This is a genomic window from Haloferula rosea, assembly GCF_016595525.1.
Taxonomy (GTDB): domain Bacteria; phylum Verrucomicrobiota; class Verrucomicrobiia; order Verrucomicrobiales; family Akkermansiaceae; genus Haloferula; species Haloferula rosea.
The window spans coordinates 131,574-148,317 of the sequence record NZ_JAENII010000011.1 but is presented as its reverse complement, the minus strand read 5'-3'; the positions used below and the strand labels follow the sequence as shown (position 1 = coordinate 148,317).

Genomic DNA, 16,744 nt, shown 5'->3' with positions numbered 1-16,744 from the left:
AAAAAGCTAATATGAAGGCGCTTTTAGTCATCGATATCCAGAACGACTTTCTCCCGGGCGGCACGTTGGCCGTGTCTGGTTCGGATCGTGTCATCCCGCTAATCAACGAGTTGATGCCGTCCTATGAACTCGTTGTCGCCACTCAGGACTGGCACCCGAAGGATCACGGGAGCTTTGCTGCCAACCACGAGGGTCGAAGTCCCGGTGAAGTCGTTGACCTCGACGGGCTTGATCAGATCCTGTGGCCCGTTCACTGTGTGGCTGGTTCGGAAGGTGCCGAGTTTCCCGAGTCACTCCATACTCACCGTATCGACCACATTGTGCGCAAGGGCGGGGATACTCGGGTCGATAGCTACAGTGGCTTTTTTGACAACGGCCGTCGTCGTTCAACCGGACTTGCAGGGCTTCTGAAACGTGAAGGGGTGACCGAAGTTCATCTGGTGGGCGTGGCCACTGACTACTGTGTCAAGTTTACTGCCCTGGACGCCGTTGATGAAGGATTCAGAACTGTGTTGGTGGAGGATGCCTGCGAGGGGGTGGACCTGAAAGGTGGCGATGTTCGGATGGCTATTGAGGCGATGGAGAGTAGAGGGGTTGAGATCTGTTCTGTGGAGGAGGTGATGGCCGAAACGGAAACCCTTTACCGCCCGGTTGGGCCTGAGGAGTTGACGAAACTTGTGCAGGGCAGCTTTCGAAGCTGGCCGCCCCGCCTACCAGAACAGCCCATCTTCTATCCCGTCACCAACGAAGGCTATGCTGAACAGATCGCCCGAGAATGGAACGTTCCGGATTCCGGATCGGCTGCTGTTACCCGATTCAGGGTGAAGCGAAGTTTCCTCAGCAAGTATGAACGTAAGATCGTTGGAAGTCGGGAGCACGAGGAATACTGGATCCCTGCGGAGGATCTCGACGAATTCAATCGCAATCTTGATGGCCCGATTGAGGTCATCAAACAACTCCAAGAAACATGATTCTGCCAAGAACCATCCGAGACGGTGAGGCTGCCATTTTATGGAGCCCCAAAGGTACGCGCCGAATCATCACCGGACCAAGCGTCATCTTCGCGCCGTTTGAGCGGATGGAGATGCTGCCAAGACGCGTCGCGCGGGACGGTGAATTCCTCGTGGTTCATCATGCGGACGGGACCACCGAGCACATTCCCGGGCCTTGCGAACGTTGGTTTGATCCTTTGCTTCACAGCCGCATGGACGTGGAGCGGGCAATCGATTTGGATTCGCACGAAGCCGTTGTCATCTACCGCGAAGGAAAGGAGGGTGTCCGTCACTGCATTCTTCGGGGTCCGGCGGTCCACGTTCCGGAACCGAACGAATGGTTGCACCAGTTCCGTTGGCATGCCGACAACGGTAAGGGACGCAAGGTGCCGGGTGCACTGAAGTTCCAGAAGTTGAGGGTCATTCCGGATCAGATGTACTTTGATGTCGAGGGGGTTCGTACGTCTGATGAGGCGCTGGTGACAGTGAAGTTGATGGTGTTCTTCGAACTCATGGACATCGAGCGCATGCTGGCATCGACCCATGACCCCATTGCGGATTTCATCAATGCATTGACCGCAGATGTGATTCAGTTTGCCTGTGGCAGTGATTTCGAAACCTTCAAGTCGGATGCTGAAAGGTTGAATGATTTGAGGACCTATCAGGAGCTCACTACGGGTGCAAAGCGCATCGGTTATCGAATCAACAAAGTGGTCTATCGCGGCTATCTCGCACCGGGGAAGCTGCAGCAGATGCACGACAATGCGATTGAAACCCGGACTCGGCTGCTGCTTGAGTCCGAGACGGAGCAACGGAAGCAGGAGGTCGCCGACTTGCAGCAGGCCCGGGATCATGAGCGGGCTGCGCGGGATCGCGAAGAAGAACAACGCAACCTGAGCCACCGACTTGACCTGAGCCGTCGCACGCGCCTGGATGAACTCAGTGGCACCCGTGAGCAGGAGCAGTTGGAACTCGAGCTTCTGACCCAGAAGCAGGAAGCGGAAGTGGTCCACCGACAACGGATGATTGAACTTCAAGCCGACGAATGGCTTCGCCTCAAGGATGCCGGCGCTGATCTAACCGCTGTTCTGGTCGCCAAGGAGCGTAACCCAGACAAGGTGATCCGTCTTGAACAGGAAGCGTCTCAGGGGACGGGAGTCCACCTTCATGAAGCAGTATGACCGAAAACCTGGCGATGAATGCTCTCTCCAAGGATAAGTTCAGAGGCTCCCTTTTAGGCCTGGCGGTTGGGGATGCCCTGGGGACCACGCTTGAATTCAAGTTGCCGGGCGCTTTCGAACCGATTGACGACATGGTTGGAGGAGGACCCTTCGGCTTGGAGGCTGGGCAATGGACCGACGATACGTCGATGGCTCTGTGCCTGGCAGAGAGCCTGCTGGTCAGCAAAGGGATGGACTTGGGTGATCAATGCGAAACCTACCTCCGCTGGTGGCTGGAGGGTCACCTATCGGTCACCGGGGAATGCTTTGATATTGGCAATACCGTCCGGTCCGCCCTTCAGAGCTATCGAGTGACTGGAACTGGGGCTTCGGGCTCCATGGATCGGATGGCTGCTGGAAACGGCTCCATCATGAGGCTTGCGCCCGTTCCTCTCTTCTATGCGGCTGACCCAGTCAGCGCAGTCGAACAATCTGCTGAGTCTTCACGCACCACTCATGGTGCTACCGAGGCGGTGGACGCCTGTCGTCTATTGTGCTCCCTGATTCTCGGTGCCATCAGGGGCTATTCGAAGGAAGACCTCTTGTTTGGTTCAGACGCGTATGAGGTTTCCGGGCTTCGTTTGAGCGAGCTCGAACCGAGGATCCGGAGTATTGCCGACGGTGACTATCGAGAGGCGGAATCCTCAACGATTCGGGGAACAGGGTATGTGGTTGAGTCCCTGCGAGCTGCGCTGTGGGCATTTCATCGAGGCAAGAATTTTCGGGAGGGCGCCTTGCTCGCCGTGAATCTTGGTGATGATGCGGACACGACGGGCGCAGTGTATGGTCAGTTGGCTGGTGCATACTACGGACAGGAGGGAATCCCCAGTGAATGGCTGAACAAGCTGGCGTGGAAGGATCGCATCAAAAAAACGGCGGACAGGCTTCATCAGGTAGCAACCATGAATCCGGTTGAGGCATGACGATGGACCGCCGTTCGATCGAAGGTGTCCTGATGGGCACGGCTGTGGGAGATTCCTTGGGACTTCCAGCGGAGGGTCTGACGCCCGCCCAGATCAAGAGGCGGGGCTGGAGGGGAGACTGGAGGCATCGCTTCGTTTTTGGTCGAGGAATGTGGAGTGATGATACCGAGCATTCCGTGATGCTTGCTCAGGCATTGGGCTGCTGTGGAGGTGAAGAGGTCCGGTTTGGTCGCGACTTCGCGAGGCAGTTGCGTTGGTGGCTGGTGGGGCTGCCGGCCGGTGTGGGGCTCGCCACGGCCCGATCCATCCTGAGGTTGTGGTGTGGGTTTCCGATGTCCAAGTCCGGTGTCTTTTCTGCAGGAAATGGACCGTGCATGAGGGCGGCGATCATCGGAGTGGTCTTCGCTGATGATGCTGAGCAGAGGACGCGCTTCAACGAACTCCAGACCAAGATCACCCATCGGGATCCACGTGCATTGACTGCATCGCGAGCGGTCGTTGAATTGGCCGCTCATTTTTCGATTTCTCAGCGGACCACAGTCGGAGAGACGCTCGAACTCATCAGGGATCCGAATGGCACGGAGGATTGGGATGAGATCCTCGAGCAGCTTCGAACGGCCCATCAGCGGCGGCTTTCCGTGGGAGATCTACTGAATTCCATAGGTGGCAGCTGTGCCAGGGGGATCAGTGGTTTTGCGTTTCAGACGGTTCCAGCGGTGATTCACGCGGGGAATCTTCATCATTGGGATTACGAGCAGACCGTGGGTTGTGTTTTGGATGCCGGGGGCGATGCCGACACCGCAGGGGCGATTGCAGGAGCGCTATGTGGAGCGATGCATGGTCCGGAATCTATCCCGGAAGAATGGATCCAGGGTGTTTGCGAGTGGCCGACTTCGATGGATGATCTTTCCAGGTTGGCGGAGGCCCTGACCACGGAGCGAAAGTTGCGGGTCCGTGCTGCCTGGTCTCCGACACTTCTGCTGAGGAACCTGTGGTTCTTCATCATCGTGCTTGCCCACGGAGTGGCTCGTCCTTTCATCGGCATCTTTCCTGCCGGTCCTGCAACCAAACCATCAACCGATTCATTTCCATGAAGGCCATCCAGAGTGACATTACAAGGTTGGAAGTCGATGCCATCGTTAACGCCGCGAACTCGAGTCTGCTTGGCGGAGGTGGTGTCGACGGGGCCATCCATAGGGCTGCAGGTCCGGAGTTGCTGCACGAATGCCGGCTGCTGGGTGGGTGCAAGACCGGCCAAGCGAAGATTACCCGAGGATACCGGCTTCCCTCCCGCCACATCATTCACACGGTCGGGCCTGTCTGGAGGGACGGGAACCATAGAGAACCCGAACTTCTCGCTTCATGCTATCGGGAATGTTTGAGGATCTGTGTCGATCGTTCCCTCCGCTCCGTGGTGTTTCCCTGCATCTCGACAGGCATTTTTGGCTATCCGAAGGATCGCGCGGCTAGGATTGCGGTCGAGACATGTGGTTCGGAGCTCTTTGCTGAGCTGGAAATCACGTTCTGCTGCTTCAACCTCGACGATCTTCAGCTCTATCAGCAACTACTTTCCTGTGAGTCATGAACAACCTGCGATTAAGCAAATTACTGAGTCTGGTGCTCCGGCACGATCCAGAGCATCTGGGACTCCAATTGGACTCCGGCGGTTGGGTCGATGTGGATGAGTTGCTCGCTCGACTTTCGACTGGGTCAGGGGAGGTTACCCGAGAGCACCTTGAGATGGTGGTTTCCGAGAACAACAAGCAGCGCTTTGCTTTCTCCGGAGATGGGCAACGCATTCGAGCCAATCAGGGGCACTCGATTCGAGTGGATCTCGGGCTGACACCGCAAGAGCCGCCTGAAATCCTCTACCACGGAACCGCAACGCGTTTTTTGGATTCGATCCGCGAGAAAGGGGTGATTCCAGGGAGTCGACAGCACGTGCACCTTTCTCAGGACGAGCCAACCGCGGTGGCGGTCGGGCGGCGGCATGGCAAGCCCGTGGTGCTCGTCGTGCGGTCTGGTGAGATGCACCGGGAAGGTCTGTCCTTTTTCCTATCGAAGAATGGGGTCTGGCTGACCGACCGGGTTGCCAGACGGTACCTCGCGCTCGAGTAACCAATCGGCCTGTCGCCTGCAAGGGGTGCGAGGTGGAATCATGGTATCGTCGAGTGTGAGGTCTGATGCTCCGGGTGATGCCGGGGTAGGAGGAACCCGTTGAGGATGGGATTTCAGCAGGTTCCGAATTCGGGGTTGTTGCGGGGTGGGAAATCGAGAGGCTGGGGCGGTGAGTGGATCCCGACTTCGCATGACTTTGCTGCCCCGCGCTGAATCCGCGGTGAGGGCGGGGCATCCGTGGGTGTTCGGGGAAAGCATCAAGACGCAGAACCGGGATGGGAAGGCCGGCGAGTTCGTGGTGATGTATGATCGGCGTGACCGATTCATGGCGATCGGGCTTTACGATCCGGATTCGCCGATCCGGGTGCGGGTGGTGCACCAGGGGAAGCCGGCGACGGTGGACCGCGATTGGTGGTTGGAGCGGGCGATGGAGGCGCGCGGGAAGCGGGAGGGTGTGGTTTTCAAAGCGGGAACCAACGGTGGGCGGTGGATCAATGGGGAGAGCGAGGGTTTTCCGGGGATGGTGGTGGATCGCTATGCGGGGACGCTGGTGGTGAAGCTGTATTCGGCGATCTGGCTGCCGCGTTGGGATGAGATCGAGGGGGTGCTGCGCGAGGTGTTCGCTCCGGATCATCTGGTGCTGAGGCTGAGCCGGAATCTGGTGAAGGCAGCGGGTGAGTTCGGCATCGAGGAGGGATTCCGGGGTGAGCCGGGCGAGGAGGTGGTGGTGTTTGAGGAGAATGGATTGAGCTTCGAATCGGCGGTGCGGCATGGCCAGAAGACGGGGTTTTTCCTCGATCAGCGCGACAACCGCGCGCGGGTCGGGGAGATGGCGGAGGGCCGCGAGGTGTTGAATTTGTTCAGTTTCTCGGGTGGATTTTCGCTCTACGCGGCGCGGGGCGGGGCGAGCCGGGTGGTGGATGTGGACATCAGTGAGCATGCCTTGGAGAGTGCGCGCCGGAACATGGCGCTCAATCCGGCCTTGGACGGGGCGATTCATCGGGGGGTGCAGGCGGATGTGTTCGAGTGGATCGAGGACTGTGTGGAGGACTTCGATCTGGTGATCGTGGATCCGCCGTCGCTGGCGAAGCGTGAGCGGGACCGTGAGGGCGCGGTGCGGATGTATCGGCGGCTGAATGCGGCGGCGATGGCGAGGGTGCGATCCGGCGGGGTGCTGCTGGCGGCCTCGTGCTCGGCGCATGTCTCGAGTTCGGAGTTCTTCGGGGCGGTTCGCAGTGAGGCGGGTCGCAGTGGGCGGCGTTGGAACGAGCTGTGGACGGCGGGGCATGCCCCGGACCATCCGGCGGCCTTCGCCGAGGCGGAGTATCTGAAGGCGATCTGTCTCGAGGTGGAATAGCGGGGGGTGGGAACCAGCGAGCCTTGCACCCGCTGCTCGGGGCGGGTAGGCAGAAGCATGGCCCGACGCTCGTTCAGCCTCATGCTTGCATGGCGCTACCTCAATCCCCGCCGTGCAATGCTTTCGGCGGTGGCCCTCATCTCGGTATCCGGTGTGATGCTCGGGGTGCTTGTGCTGGTGGTGGTGATGTCGGTTTACAATGGACTCGAGCGGGAAGTGAAGGGGCGCTTGCTGGGATTCATCCCGCATGTCCGCCTGGACTACGCGCCAATGGGTGGGTTCCCGATGCCGGTGGCGGATTGGCGCGAGACTTCGGAGCAGGTGGCCAAGCTCCCGGGCATTCAGGAAGCGGGTCCGTTCGTGCAGGACAGCCTGCTCATCGACATCCATTCCTATCGTTCGGCGGGCTCTTTCCGCGGGGTGGATACGGAGAACCCGCTCGAGGTGGAGGGCATCCGGGCGATGCTCGATACGGAAGCCCACCCGGAGAGTGCGGCGGACATGGGCTTGGATGACAAGGTGGTGATTTCCTCGAAGGTGGCACGTTCCTTCGGCGCGGGTGTGGGTGATACGATCCGGCTTCTGACCTTGCGGAATTTTGAGGAAGTCGAGCGGGTCTTCGAGAAGACGAAGGCGCCGCCGGTGCGGGAGAAGCATGCGCAGGCGCTGGCGGCCATCCGCAAGCAGGTCGCCGACGGCTGGGCGGTGAGGGGTGAGGTGTCCGAGCTGAGCAAGGAGACGTTCAACGCGATCTATGAATCGCTGATGGTCATGTATGAGGATGAGCCTGCGATCCGCGAGGCGGAGTTCGAGTTCATCCATCAGGCGGTGATGCTGATCGATGTGGCGGAGGAGAATGCGATCACCGGCAAGCTGGTGCTCGGCAAGGAGGCTCCGACGGAGTTTCTGGCCATCCTTGACGAACTCAACACGACGGATGTGGAGAAGATGGATGCCGCGGTGCTGAAGAGTGTCGAGGAGATCGTCCTGCCGAAAGAGGCGGAGATCATCGGGGTCTATCAGTCATCCCAGATGGCGCTGACTCCGGATGTGTTCATGCCGCTCCACCTCGCGCAGGATTTGGCGGGGATCGGGGACAAGGTGCAGGGGATCGGGGTTCGTCTGGATGACCCCTATCAGGCCGGGGTGGTGGCGCAGATGATGATGAAGGAACTGCCGATGGGATGGTATCCGGTCACGTGGATCACCGAGCTCAGCGATTTTTCCCGGTTGATCGAGCAGCAGCGGGTGATGATGTACTTCGCGCTTTCGTTCATCATTCTGGTGTCGGCTTTCTCGATGACGGCGGTGATGTTCACCGTGACGATCCAGAAGCGGCGCGAGATCGGGGTAATGAAGGCCCTCGGGGCGGCTCCCGGGCAGATTGTGTGGGTGTTCGTCTATCAGGGGATGATCCTGGGGGCGGCGGGATCGGCGATCGGGATCGGTCTGGGTCTGCTGGTCATCCGGTTCCGTGAGGGGATCCAGGGATTCCTGCGCCAGTTTGGTTTCGACCCGTTTCCGGCGTCGTTCAACGGCTTCAATGTGCTTCCGGCCTACGTGAATCCCACGGAGATCGGGATCATCGGGGTGGCGGCCTTCCTGCTGTGCGCGGGAGCGGCCTTCCTTCCGGCGTTCTTTGCCGCCCGGAGCGATGCCGCGCGGTCATTGAGGAACCTCTAACGAACACGTGCCGAGGGCTGGTGGAACCGGGTTGAAATCCCTGGTGGTTTTGTAGTGGTGCCGGCTGCTGGATTCGGCTGGGATGCATGGCACGTGAAAGAGATTTGGGATTTGGCAATGAGCCCTGGAGTGGTGGTCTTCACCATTCTCATGGTCCCCATGTTCTTATTTTGGGTGGCATGCTTTCTCGGTGCCCTGGATTTCGACTTTCTCAACATTGATGCCGGGGATGCGGGGATCGATGGGGTGGAGGATGTTTCGGTCCTCGATGGTGCGACGCGGTGGTTGCGACGGCTGGTTTACGGGGATGATGTTCCGGTCAGCGCGTTGTTCAGTTTCATCCTGATTTTCGAGTGGGGGTTCGTGATGCTGGGGAACTATTTCTTCAATCCGGACGAAGGGATGATCCGGGCCGCGATCATCGTCGTGGCGGCACTGCTGCCTGCCTTGGTTCTGACCCGCCTGACGGGATTGTGCATCAGTCCGTTCTTCAAGATACTGCGTGGTTCGGAAGGTCAGGCAAAGCCGGTGATCGGTCGCTGTGGCAAGGTGCGCAGCAGGACCCTTGATGCCCGTTCAGGTCAGGTCGAGGTGGAGGATCCCGAGGTGCCTCTGCTGATCAATGCCCACGTTTCCAAAACTTCAAAACCACTGGTGCGGGGGGATCTCGTCACCGTGGTCAGTCACGACACGGATCGTGACACCTATCTCGTCGCTTCCCTAACAAAATTAGACAACTGAATATCATGAATCCGAATGTATTAGCCATATTTGATCTGCCGGGATGGGTCAGTATCATCGTCCTCACGTTTCTGATCGCGGGCAGTGTGGTTCTGCTGGTGGGCCTCGCCTACGCGATGCTCTACCGCAAGGTGAAGAAGGGCACTGCCTTGATCCGGACCGGTTTCGGGGGCACGCGGGTGAACTTCAACGGCATGCTTGTATTCCCGGTCTTCCACCGACTCGAGATCATGGACATCTCGCTGAAGCGGATCGAGATCGCGCGGACGGCGCGCAACGGCCTGATCTGTAAGGACAACATGCGGGCGGACATCAAGGTGGCCTTCTTCGTACGGGTGAATCATGCCGATGAAGACGTGCTGCGCGTGGCCCAGTCGGTGGGTTGTGAGCGTGCGAGTTCGCAGGAGGCGATTTGCGAGCTCTTCGATGCGAAGTTCTCCGAGGCGCTCAAGACGGTGGGCAAGCGCTTTGACTTCACGTCACTTTATGAAGACCGGGACACCTTCCGGGATGAGATCCTCAAGGTGATCGGCACCGACCTGAACGGTTTCGTGCTCGATGACGCGGCGATCGACTACCTTGAACAGACGCCGATTGAGTCGCTGGATCCGGACAACATCCTCGATGCCGAGGGCATCAAGAAGATCCACAATCTGACCGCGGAGCAGGCGAAGATTTCGAACCACATTCAGCGCGACAAGCAGAAGGTGATCAAGCAACAGGATGTGGAAGCCCGTGAGGCGATCCTCGAACTGGAGCGGCAGTTGGCGGAGACGGAAGCCAAGCAGGCCCGTGAGGTGGAAGTGGTCAAGGCCCGGGAAGAGGCGGAGACGCAGAAGGTGCAGGAGGAAGAACGCCAGAAGGCGGAGCGGGCACGCATTGCGGCCGAGGAGGAGATCCAGGTGGCGGAAGAGAACAAGCAGCGTCAGGTGCTCGTTGCCCAGCGCAACAAGGAGCGGACGGATGTGGTCGAGGTCGAGCGTGTGAAGCGTGACCAGCACCTCGAAGCGATCGAGCGTGAGCGCCTCACGGAGCTCAAGGACATCGACAAGGAGAAGGCGGTCGAGGTCGAGAAGAAGGCGATCCAGGACGTCATCAAGGAACGGGTGGCGGTCGAGAAGCTGGTCGTCATCGAGCAGGAGCGGATCAAGGACACCGAGGCTTTTGCCGGTGCGGATCGTGAGAAGCAGGTCAAGGTGACGCTGGCTGAAGCCCAGGCTCAGGAGGAAGTCATCCGCCGGGTGAAGGAAGCGGAAGCGGTGAAGCAGGCCGCCGAGCTTGCTGCCGACCAGCATGTCTATGAAGAGGTCAAGGCAGCCGAAGCCTCGAAGAAGGCGGCGGATCTGAGGGCCGAGGAGGTCGTGGTTGCCGCCGAGGCGGAAGAGACCGCGAGCGAGAAGTCGGCCAACGCCAAGAAGATGCTGGCCGAAGCGACGGCGAAGGAAGCGGCTGCGATTGGCCTGGGCGAGGTCGAGGTGATGCTTGCCAAGGCGGATGCGACCGAGAAGCAGGGATCGGCCGAGGCCGAAGTCGAGCGACTGAAGTTCCAGGCCGAAGCGGATGGCATCGAGAAGAAGGCTGGTGCGATGAAGCTCTTCGAGGAAGCCGGACAGGGCCACGAGGAGTTCAAGCTCGAGCTGGAGAAGGAGAAGCAGGTCGAACTTGCGGAGATTCACGTCCAGCGCGACATCGCGGAGGCTCAGGCTGCCGTGCTTGGCGAAGCGATGAAGGCGGCGAAGATCGAGATCATCGGCGGTGAAGGGAAGTTCTTTGACCAGATCGCCGGGGCGATTTCGAGCGGCAAGTCAGCCGACCGTCTGCTCGAGCACAGCGACGCCCTGAGCGACGTGAAGGAGACCTTCTTCAATGGCGACCCGGAGTACTTCAAAGGTCAGCTCAGGGAGTGGGCCGGGCAGTTCGGTGTAACGGCGGAAGAGGTCAAGGACCTGACCGTCGGTGCGGTGCTCGGCAAGCTGTTGGTCGATGCCAAGGGCGAAATGCGCACGAAGTTGCTTGGGCTTCTTGGTGGAGCGGAACGCTTGGGTCTTGCCGATGAGAAGGCTTCCAAGCTGTTGAAGTAGCACTTGTCGACCACAGAACACACGGAATACACCGAAGCTTGAGTCTCTGAATCCATTGCCATGAGTTTCCCGCTAAAAGACGAGACTTACAGGATCCTAGGCTCTTGCTTTGCTGTCTATACCGAGAAGGGGTGTGGCTTTCTTGAAGATGTTTATCAGGAGTGCCTCGAGATCGAGTTCGAGGATCAATCGGTTCCGTTCGTATCCCAACCCAAGCTGGAATTGGGATACAAAGGTCGCCTTCTAAGGCAAAGGTATCAGCCGGACTTTCTGTGCTATCAGAAAGTGGTTCTTGAGATCAAAGCAGTCAAGAAGTTGGAGGATGTCCATCGCGCGCAGTTGATGAACTACCTCAAGGCAACTCGCATGAAGGTTGGTTTATTGGTGAATTTTGGGCATTTCCCCAAAGTGGAACATGAACGCTTCGTGGTCTGACCTATTCCGTGTTTTCTGTGTATTCTGTGGTTATTAACTGAATGTCCGACGATCAACAATCTGACCAACTTGAGGGCGGAGCCTATGAGGTGATCCGTGCCCGGTTGGCGAAGCATGGTGAAGCCTTGCAGGGCGGCCTGGACCGCCTGAACGAAGACCGGCTCGAGGTGTTCGGCGGGGTGGAGACCATGCTGCTCGGCACCGAGCGGATCTCGACGGAACACAATTGCGTCGCGCGGGATCTGATCGCGATCGGCAAGCGACGTTTCCTTTTTGGATACAACATCCAGTTCGGTCTCAAGCAGACCACGGACATCGCCGATGTCTTCAAGGTGTATGATTACAATCCGGAGGATCATTCGTTCCACCCGGTGGCGATCGAGGAAGTGCTGGGGGTTTCAGCCTTCAAGGAGGATTTCCTCTATCTGTACAAGTATTATCGGGAGACGGTCTTCCAGAAATTCATGGTCATCGGGCCGCATCTCTTCATTGCGATGCGGACGGGGAAGACGCTCGAGGACATCAAGGTGTTCAAGTGGGTCCTCGGAATGGATGGATCGCTGGAGTATGTCGGCAATCGCTTCGATCACGAATACGTCTATCCGGATCAGCACGAGTTCGAGTGGCTGCGTGCCCACCGGGGGATGCACCGTGGTGGTGAGCATCCGCACATCTCGATTGAAGACCGCGTGTTCGTCGAAACCGTGGGTGGTGATCTGACGGTCAAGGTCGAGGACAACACGGCGTCGGGCCGGGGGATCTACGAGGAGCCGGTGACGGAGAGCGATCAGACGCTGGATGACGCCGAGATATTCTACGCCACGGTGGGCTCGCTGATCCTGCTGAAGATCCTTCCCTACCGGGAGGAGCTGCATCGTTATCTGGTCTACAACGAGAAGACCCAGAAGGTGCACCGTCTGGATGCCATCGGGGATTCCTGTGTGCTGCTTCCGGATGATCACGGCATCGTCTTCGCCAATGGCTACCTGCTGCAGAGCGGGGAGGTGAAGACCTTCGACCACGGTCGTGTCGACATGCGCTTCGAGCGCAAGGTGATGAGTTCGAATGGAGAGGACGTCCTCTACTCGTTCTACAATCGTCCGAACGGCCAGTATGTGCTGCTGTCCTACAACCGAATCGCGCAAGAGATCGACACGCCGATCACGTGTTCGGGCTATTCGCTTTTCGGAGATGGTTCGCTGGTCCTCTTCCGCGCCGATGGTGAACCTCAGAAGCACCACTCGCTCCAAGTATGGCAAACCCCGTATTTGGATGACGAGGCATCGGCGGAGGCCGCGACGAACCAGGATTCCTACCTGTTCAAGATCGGCAATCCGGAGCTGGTCCGGGGCATGGCGGAATCCCGAGAGTTGCTGCGATTGCTGTCGAAGGATGATTCGTTTGGAGGGCTGTATCTGGATCTGGTCAAGCGGTCTGGCGATCTGCTGGACTCGTATTTCTGGCTCGGTCGTGAGGACTGCGGGAAACTGGCAGAGCCGCTGAAGGCGATCCGCAGCACGGCCGAGGCGGCGATCGGTGAGTTTGAGAAGGTGCGTGCGCTGCGCAGGACGGCGGAAGAGCGGACTGCGGCTGCTCGGGCATCCGTGGACGAAGCGCTCCGCAGTGCGGCCACGGTGCCTGGCGATGACCTGAAGGGGTTGGTGGCGAACCTGGCGGCTCTGCGCCGGATCCGTGGTGAGGTGATCGGGCTGCGTGACGTCCGCTATGTGCTTACCGAAGACATCGATGATTTCGAGCAGCGCGTGGTGGAGGGCACCGAGTCACTTTCCCAGCGCACGGTCGACTTCCTGTTGGGCGAGGATTCGTTGGGTGAGTATGCCGCGGCCATCCAGGACCAGGAGGAACGGGTGCCGAAGATTGCGACGGTGCTTGAAGCCGATGAGGTCGCGGAGTCACTCGATCAGGCGGGTGAGGAGCTCGAGATGCTGATTGATGTGGTGGGTGGCTTGAAGATCGCGGATGCGACTGAGACCACGGCGATCATTGAGCGGATTTCGGGGCTCTTCGCGAAGCTCAACGGCACGCGGGGCACGCTGCGGAATCGGCGCAAGGAACTGGCCCGTGGTGAAGGCGACGCGCAGTTCTCGGCGCAGATGAAGTTGTTGGCGCAGGCGCTGGCCAATCAGCTCGACCTCTGCGACTCACCGGAGAAGTGTGATGAGGCCCTGAGCCGCTTGATGCTTCAGGTCGAGGACCTGGAAGGCCGATTCGCCGAGTTCGATGAGTACATCGAGGAACTGACGGGGCGTCGCGAAGAGATCTACGATGCTTTCGAAGGTCGCCGGACGCAGCTGCTCGAGGCACGACAGAAGAGGGCGGGTTCCCTGTTCAAGTCGGCCGAGCGGATTCTCTCCAGTGTGGGGAACCGGCTGTCCGCCATCAAGGAGGTGGAGGAGATCCATGCCTATTTCGCGAGTGATGCGATGGTCGAGAAGGTGCGCGATGTGATCGGGCAGCTCGAGGACCTCGGGGACTCGGTGAAGGCGGATGACATCCGCACGCGGCTGAAGACGCTTCGCGAGGACGGGGTGAGGCAGCTGAAGGATCGCAAGGAGTTGTATGTCGACGGGCAGAATGTGCTGCGCTTCGGGAAGCACTCCTTCAGCGTGAACACCCAGCCGCTGGAGATGACCATCGTGCCCCATGATGAGGGCATGGCTTTTCACCTCGCGGGAACCAAGTTTTTCGAGCCGGTCACCGATGAGGCATTTCTTGCGACGAGGGAGGTGTGGGACATGGAGGTGCCGAGCGAGTCGCCGCAGGTGGCGAGGGTCGAGTATCTTGCTTGGCAGTATCTGAAACGCTTCGAGGGGGCGATGCCGGATGATCTTTTGAAGAGCGTCCAGTCCTTCATGCAGCCGCGTTATGAGGAAGGATACACGAAGGGGGTGCATGATGAGGATGCGGCGCGGCTGTTGGAGTCCCTGTTGCCGATTCATGCGGAGGCGGGCTTGTTGAGGTTCGGTCCGCGGACCCGAGCGGCGGCGGTCCTTTTCTGGGAATCGTGGGAGCTTCCATCGAAGGAGGATCTGGCAGGCATGTTTGAATCCTACGGGAGGGGGCGCCGTGCATTCCCCGGCGGTGAAGGGCCGAGCCGGTGGAAGGGTCGACTGCAGCGTGCTTTCACGGCGTGGCAGGAGGAGACCGGATTGTTTGGCGAGGTGTCGCCCCAACAGGTGGTGGATTATCTCGCCGAAGAGTTGGCGGAAGGAGGGGAGTTCATCGTTTCATCGGAAGCGGCCCGGCTGGCCAAGGCGCTGGAGCATGCCCTGGTGTCCAAGCGGATCGAATCACCCTTCCAGCAGGATGGTGTGGCTGCCGGTCCGCGCTATGAGATCGCGCGGATCTGGCTGGATGGATTCGTGGTGACCGATCCGTCGGTGGTTGAGAGCACACCGGACGGTTTGCGGAGCTCGGTGGTGGATGAGGCTGCCGTGCATCTGGCCCGGGGTGGATTCGAGCAGCGGTCGGTGAAGGATGTGGAGTTGGCGGTTTCCGTCGATGGTCTACGCTCGGATCACGAGTGTGTTGAAGGCGGGCGGCTTGAATTGCACTACAGTGAGTTCCTCGAACGTCTGGCGGCCCACGAAGCGGGTCCGGCCTCGTCTTTCCGCGCGCTGTCGCGGATGAAGCATCAGCTGACGACGGAGCGTCGTGAGTCGATGCGGCTCGACGAGTTCAAGCCGAAGGTGATGAGTGCGTTCGTGCGGAACCGTCTGCTCGATGAAGTCTACCTGCCGATGATCGGGGGCAACCTGGCGAAGCAGCTCGGCACGGCTGGATCCGAGACGCGGACCGACCGGATGGGTATGCTGCTGCTGATTTCTCCGCCGGGCTACGGCAAGACGACCTTGATGGAGTATGTCGCGAACCGGCTCGGCCTGACTTTCGTGAAGATCAACGGTCCGGCGCTCGGGCACGATGTGGTTTCGCTCGATCCGGCGGATGCTCCGAATGCATCGGCGCGCCAGGAAGTGATCCGTCTGAACCTGGCGCTGGAGATGGGTGACAACGTGATGATCTACGTCGATGACATCCAGCACACGAACTCTGAGTTTCTGCAGAAGTTCATCAGCCTGTGTGATGCGCAGCGGAAGATCGAAGGGGTGTGGCAGGGCCGGGCGCGGACCTACGACCTGCGTGGCCGCAAGGTGGCGGTCGTCATGGCGGGGAACCCGTACACCGAGAGTGGCGGCAAGTTCCAGATTCCCGACATGCTCGCGAACCGGGCGGACACCTACAACCTGGGTGACATCCTCGGCGGTCACGAAGCGGCCTTCAAGTCGAGCTACATCGAGAACTCGCTGACTTCCAATGGCGCGCTGTCGCGGCTGGCCAGCCGCTCGCAGAAGGATGTGCTCACGCTGATCCGGATCGCCGAGACCGGCTCCCGGGACGGTGAGGATTTCGAAGGGAACTACACTCCGGCGGAGATCGACGAGATGGTGGCGGCCACCAAGCACCTGCTGGTCGTCCGGGATACGATTCTGCGTGTGAACCTCGAGTACATCCGCAGTGCGGCGCAGGAGGACAACTACCGGACCGAGCCCCCCTTCAAGCTGCAGGGTTCCTATCGGAACATGAACCGCATCGCGGAAAAGGTCCTCCCGCTGATGACCGAGGAGGAGGTGCGGCAGATCGTGCTCGATCACTACAAGAGCGAGTCGCAGAACCTGACGACTGCGGCCGAGGCGAATCTGCTCAAGTTTTACGAGATGGAGGGGATTCTCGACGGCGTGCAGGCGGAGCGTTGGCAGCAGATCAAGAAGGAGTTCGGACGCCAGAAGATGCTCGGGGGTGCTGGCGAGGACGATCCGATTGCGCGAGTGGTCGCGCAGCTCACTCAGTTCAACGACGGACTTTCCGCCATTGGCGAAACGATCACGGAAGTTGGTTCGAGCTACTCGAAACCCCAGTCGCTGAGTGAGACCTCGGTCGACCAACTGCGGCAGATCATCGATGGTCTGCGGGCCGTCCCGGTGCAGGTGGATATCAAGGTGGTGCCGGTTCAGGATGAGGACGGTTCGATCGAGAAGGTCGCCAAGTCGTCACCGATCGATATCCAGCCGGAGGTCCGCCAGGAGACGGTGAAGAAGATCGGGAAGGCGAAGAAGAAGCCGGCGGGCGACAAGGATGCGGACAGGGCGCCGGAGTAGGAGTGCGCCGCGGGGAG

The 16,744-nt window shown here is 59.6% G+C and carries 12 protein-coding genes; all 12 read left to right on the top strand.

The window, feature by feature from the left end; genetic code table 11:
• Nucleotides 1-11: 11 nt before the first annotated feature.
• The gene (gene pncA, locus JIN81_RS14275) at nucleotides 12-971 is read left to right on the top strand and encodes a bifunctional nicotinamidase/pyrazinamidase (RefSeq protein ID WP_200281134.1); all 960 of its coding nucleotides are present in this window, start codon (nucleotides 12-14) and stop codon (nucleotides 969-971) included.
• A complete protein-coding gene (locus tag JIN81_RS14270) occupies nucleotides 968-2,173 on the top strand; it encodes a hypothetical protein (RefSeq protein WP_234044933.1) in 1,206 nt (401 codons plus the stop codon). Before pncA ends, JIN81_RS14270 begins: the two co-directional genes overlap by 4 nt.
• Entirely contained in the window at nucleotides 2,170-3,135 is a 966-nt protein-coding gene (locus tag JIN81_RS14265; RefSeq protein WP_234044931.1) for an ADP-ribosylglycohydrolase family protein, read from the top strand. Before JIN81_RS14270 ends, JIN81_RS14265 begins: the two co-directional genes overlap by 4 nt.
• Nucleotides 3,132-4,229, top strand: a complete 1,098-nt coding sequence (locus JIN81_RS14260) for an ADP-ribosylglycohydrolase family protein (protein ID WP_200281130.1) — start codon at nucleotides 3,132-3,134, stop codon at nucleotides 4,227-4,229. The genes JIN81_RS14265 and JIN81_RS14260 overlap by 4 nt, the downstream gene beginning before the upstream one ends.
• Nucleotides 4,226-4,720, top strand: a complete 495-nt coding sequence (locus tag JIN81_RS14255; protein WP_200281128.1) for an O-acetyl-ADP-ribose deacetylase — start codon at nucleotides 4,226-4,228, stop codon at nucleotides 4,718-4,720. The genes JIN81_RS14260 and JIN81_RS14255 overlap by 4 nt, the downstream gene beginning before the upstream one ends.
• Nucleotides 4,717-5,253 (top strand): RNA 2'-phosphotransferase, encoded by a 537-nt coding sequence (locus JIN81_RS14250; RefSeq protein WP_200281126.1) that lies wholly within the window; start codon nucleotides 4,717-4,719, stop codon nucleotides 5,251-5,253. The genes JIN81_RS14255 and JIN81_RS14250 overlap by 4 nt, the downstream gene beginning before the upstream one ends.
• Before the next feature lie 190 nt (nucleotides 5,254-5,443).
• Nucleotides 5,444-6,610 (top strand): class I SAM-dependent methyltransferase, encoded by a 1,167-nt coding sequence (locus tag JIN81_RS14245; RefSeq protein ID WP_200281124.1) that lies wholly within the window; start codon nucleotides 5,444-5,446, stop codon nucleotides 6,608-6,610.
• Between the two features lie 57 nt (nucleotides 6,611-6,667).
• Nucleotides 6,668-8,293, top strand: a complete 1,626-nt coding sequence (locus JIN81_RS14240) for an FtsX-like permease family protein (RefSeq protein WP_200281122.1) — start codon at nucleotides 6,668-6,670, stop codon at nucleotides 8,291-8,293.
• 174 nt (nucleotides 8,294-8,467) lie between these two features.
• Entirely contained in the window at nucleotides 8,468-9,034 is a 567-nt protein-coding gene (locus tag JIN81_RS14235) for a hypothetical protein (protein WP_234044929.1), read from the top strand.
• A gap of 5 nt (nucleotides 9,035-9,039) precedes the next feature.
• Complete coding sequence (locus JIN81_RS14230) at nucleotides 9,040-11,115, top strand: flotillin family protein (RefSeq protein WP_200281118.1); 2,076 nt, start codon at nucleotides 9,040-9,042, stop codon at nucleotides 11,113-11,115.
• 60 nt (nucleotides 11,116-11,175) lie between these two features.
• A complete protein-coding gene (locus JIN81_RS14225; RefSeq protein ID WP_200281116.1) occupies nucleotides 11,176-11,550 on the top strand; it encodes a GxxExxY protein in 375 nt (124 codons plus the stop codon).
• 41 nt (nucleotides 11,551-11,591) lie between these two features.
• A complete protein-coding gene (locus JIN81_RS14220) occupies nucleotides 11,592-16,727 on the top strand; it encodes a DNA repair ATPase (RefSeq protein ID WP_200281113.1) in 5,136 nt (1,711 codons plus the stop codon).
• Nucleotides 16,728-16,744: the final 17 nt, after the last annotated feature.

Bases quoted from the DNA above. Each gene is read 5' to 3' on its own strand.
- pncA (WP_200281134.1), top strand. From the start codon at position 12: ATGAAGGCGCTTTTAGTCATCGATATCCAGAACGACTTTCTCCCGGGC.
- JIN81_RS14270 (WP_234044933.1), top strand. From the start codon at position 968: ATGATTCTGCCAAGAACCATCCGAGACGGTGAGGCTGCCATTTTATGG.
- JIN81_RS14265 (WP_234044931.1), top strand. From the start codon at position 2,170: ATGACCGAAAACCTGGCGATGAATGCTCTCTCCAAGGATAAGTTCAGA.
- JIN81_RS14260 (WP_200281130.1), top strand. From the start codon at position 3,132: ATGACGATGGACCGCCGTTCGATCGAAGGTGTCCTGATGGGCACGGCT.
- JIN81_RS14255 (WP_200281128.1), top strand. From the start codon at position 4,226: ATGAAGGCCATCCAGAGTGACATTACAAGGTTGGAAGTCGATGCCATC.
- JIN81_RS14250 (WP_200281126.1), top strand. From the start codon at position 4,717: ATGAACAACCTGCGATTAAGCAAATTACTGAGTCTGGTGCTCCGGCAC.
- JIN81_RS14245 (WP_200281124.1), top strand. From the start codon at position 5,444: ATGACTTTGCTGCCCCGCGCTGAATCCGCGGTGAGGGCGGGGCATCCG.
- JIN81_RS14240 (WP_200281122.1), top strand. From the start codon at position 6,668: ATGGCCCGACGCTCGTTCAGCCTCATGCTTGCATGGCGCTACCTCAAT.
- JIN81_RS14230 (WP_200281118.1), top strand. From the start codon at position 9,040: ATGAATCCGAATGTATTAGCCATATTTGATCTGCCGGGATGGGTCAGT.
- JIN81_RS14225 (WP_200281116.1), top strand. From the start codon at position 11,176: ATGAGTTTCCCGCTAAAAGACGAGACTTACAGGATCCTAGGCTCTTGC.
- JIN81_RS14220 (WP_200281113.1), top strand. From the start codon at position 11,592: ATGTCCGACGATCAACAATCTGACCAACTTGAGGGCGGAGCCTATGAG.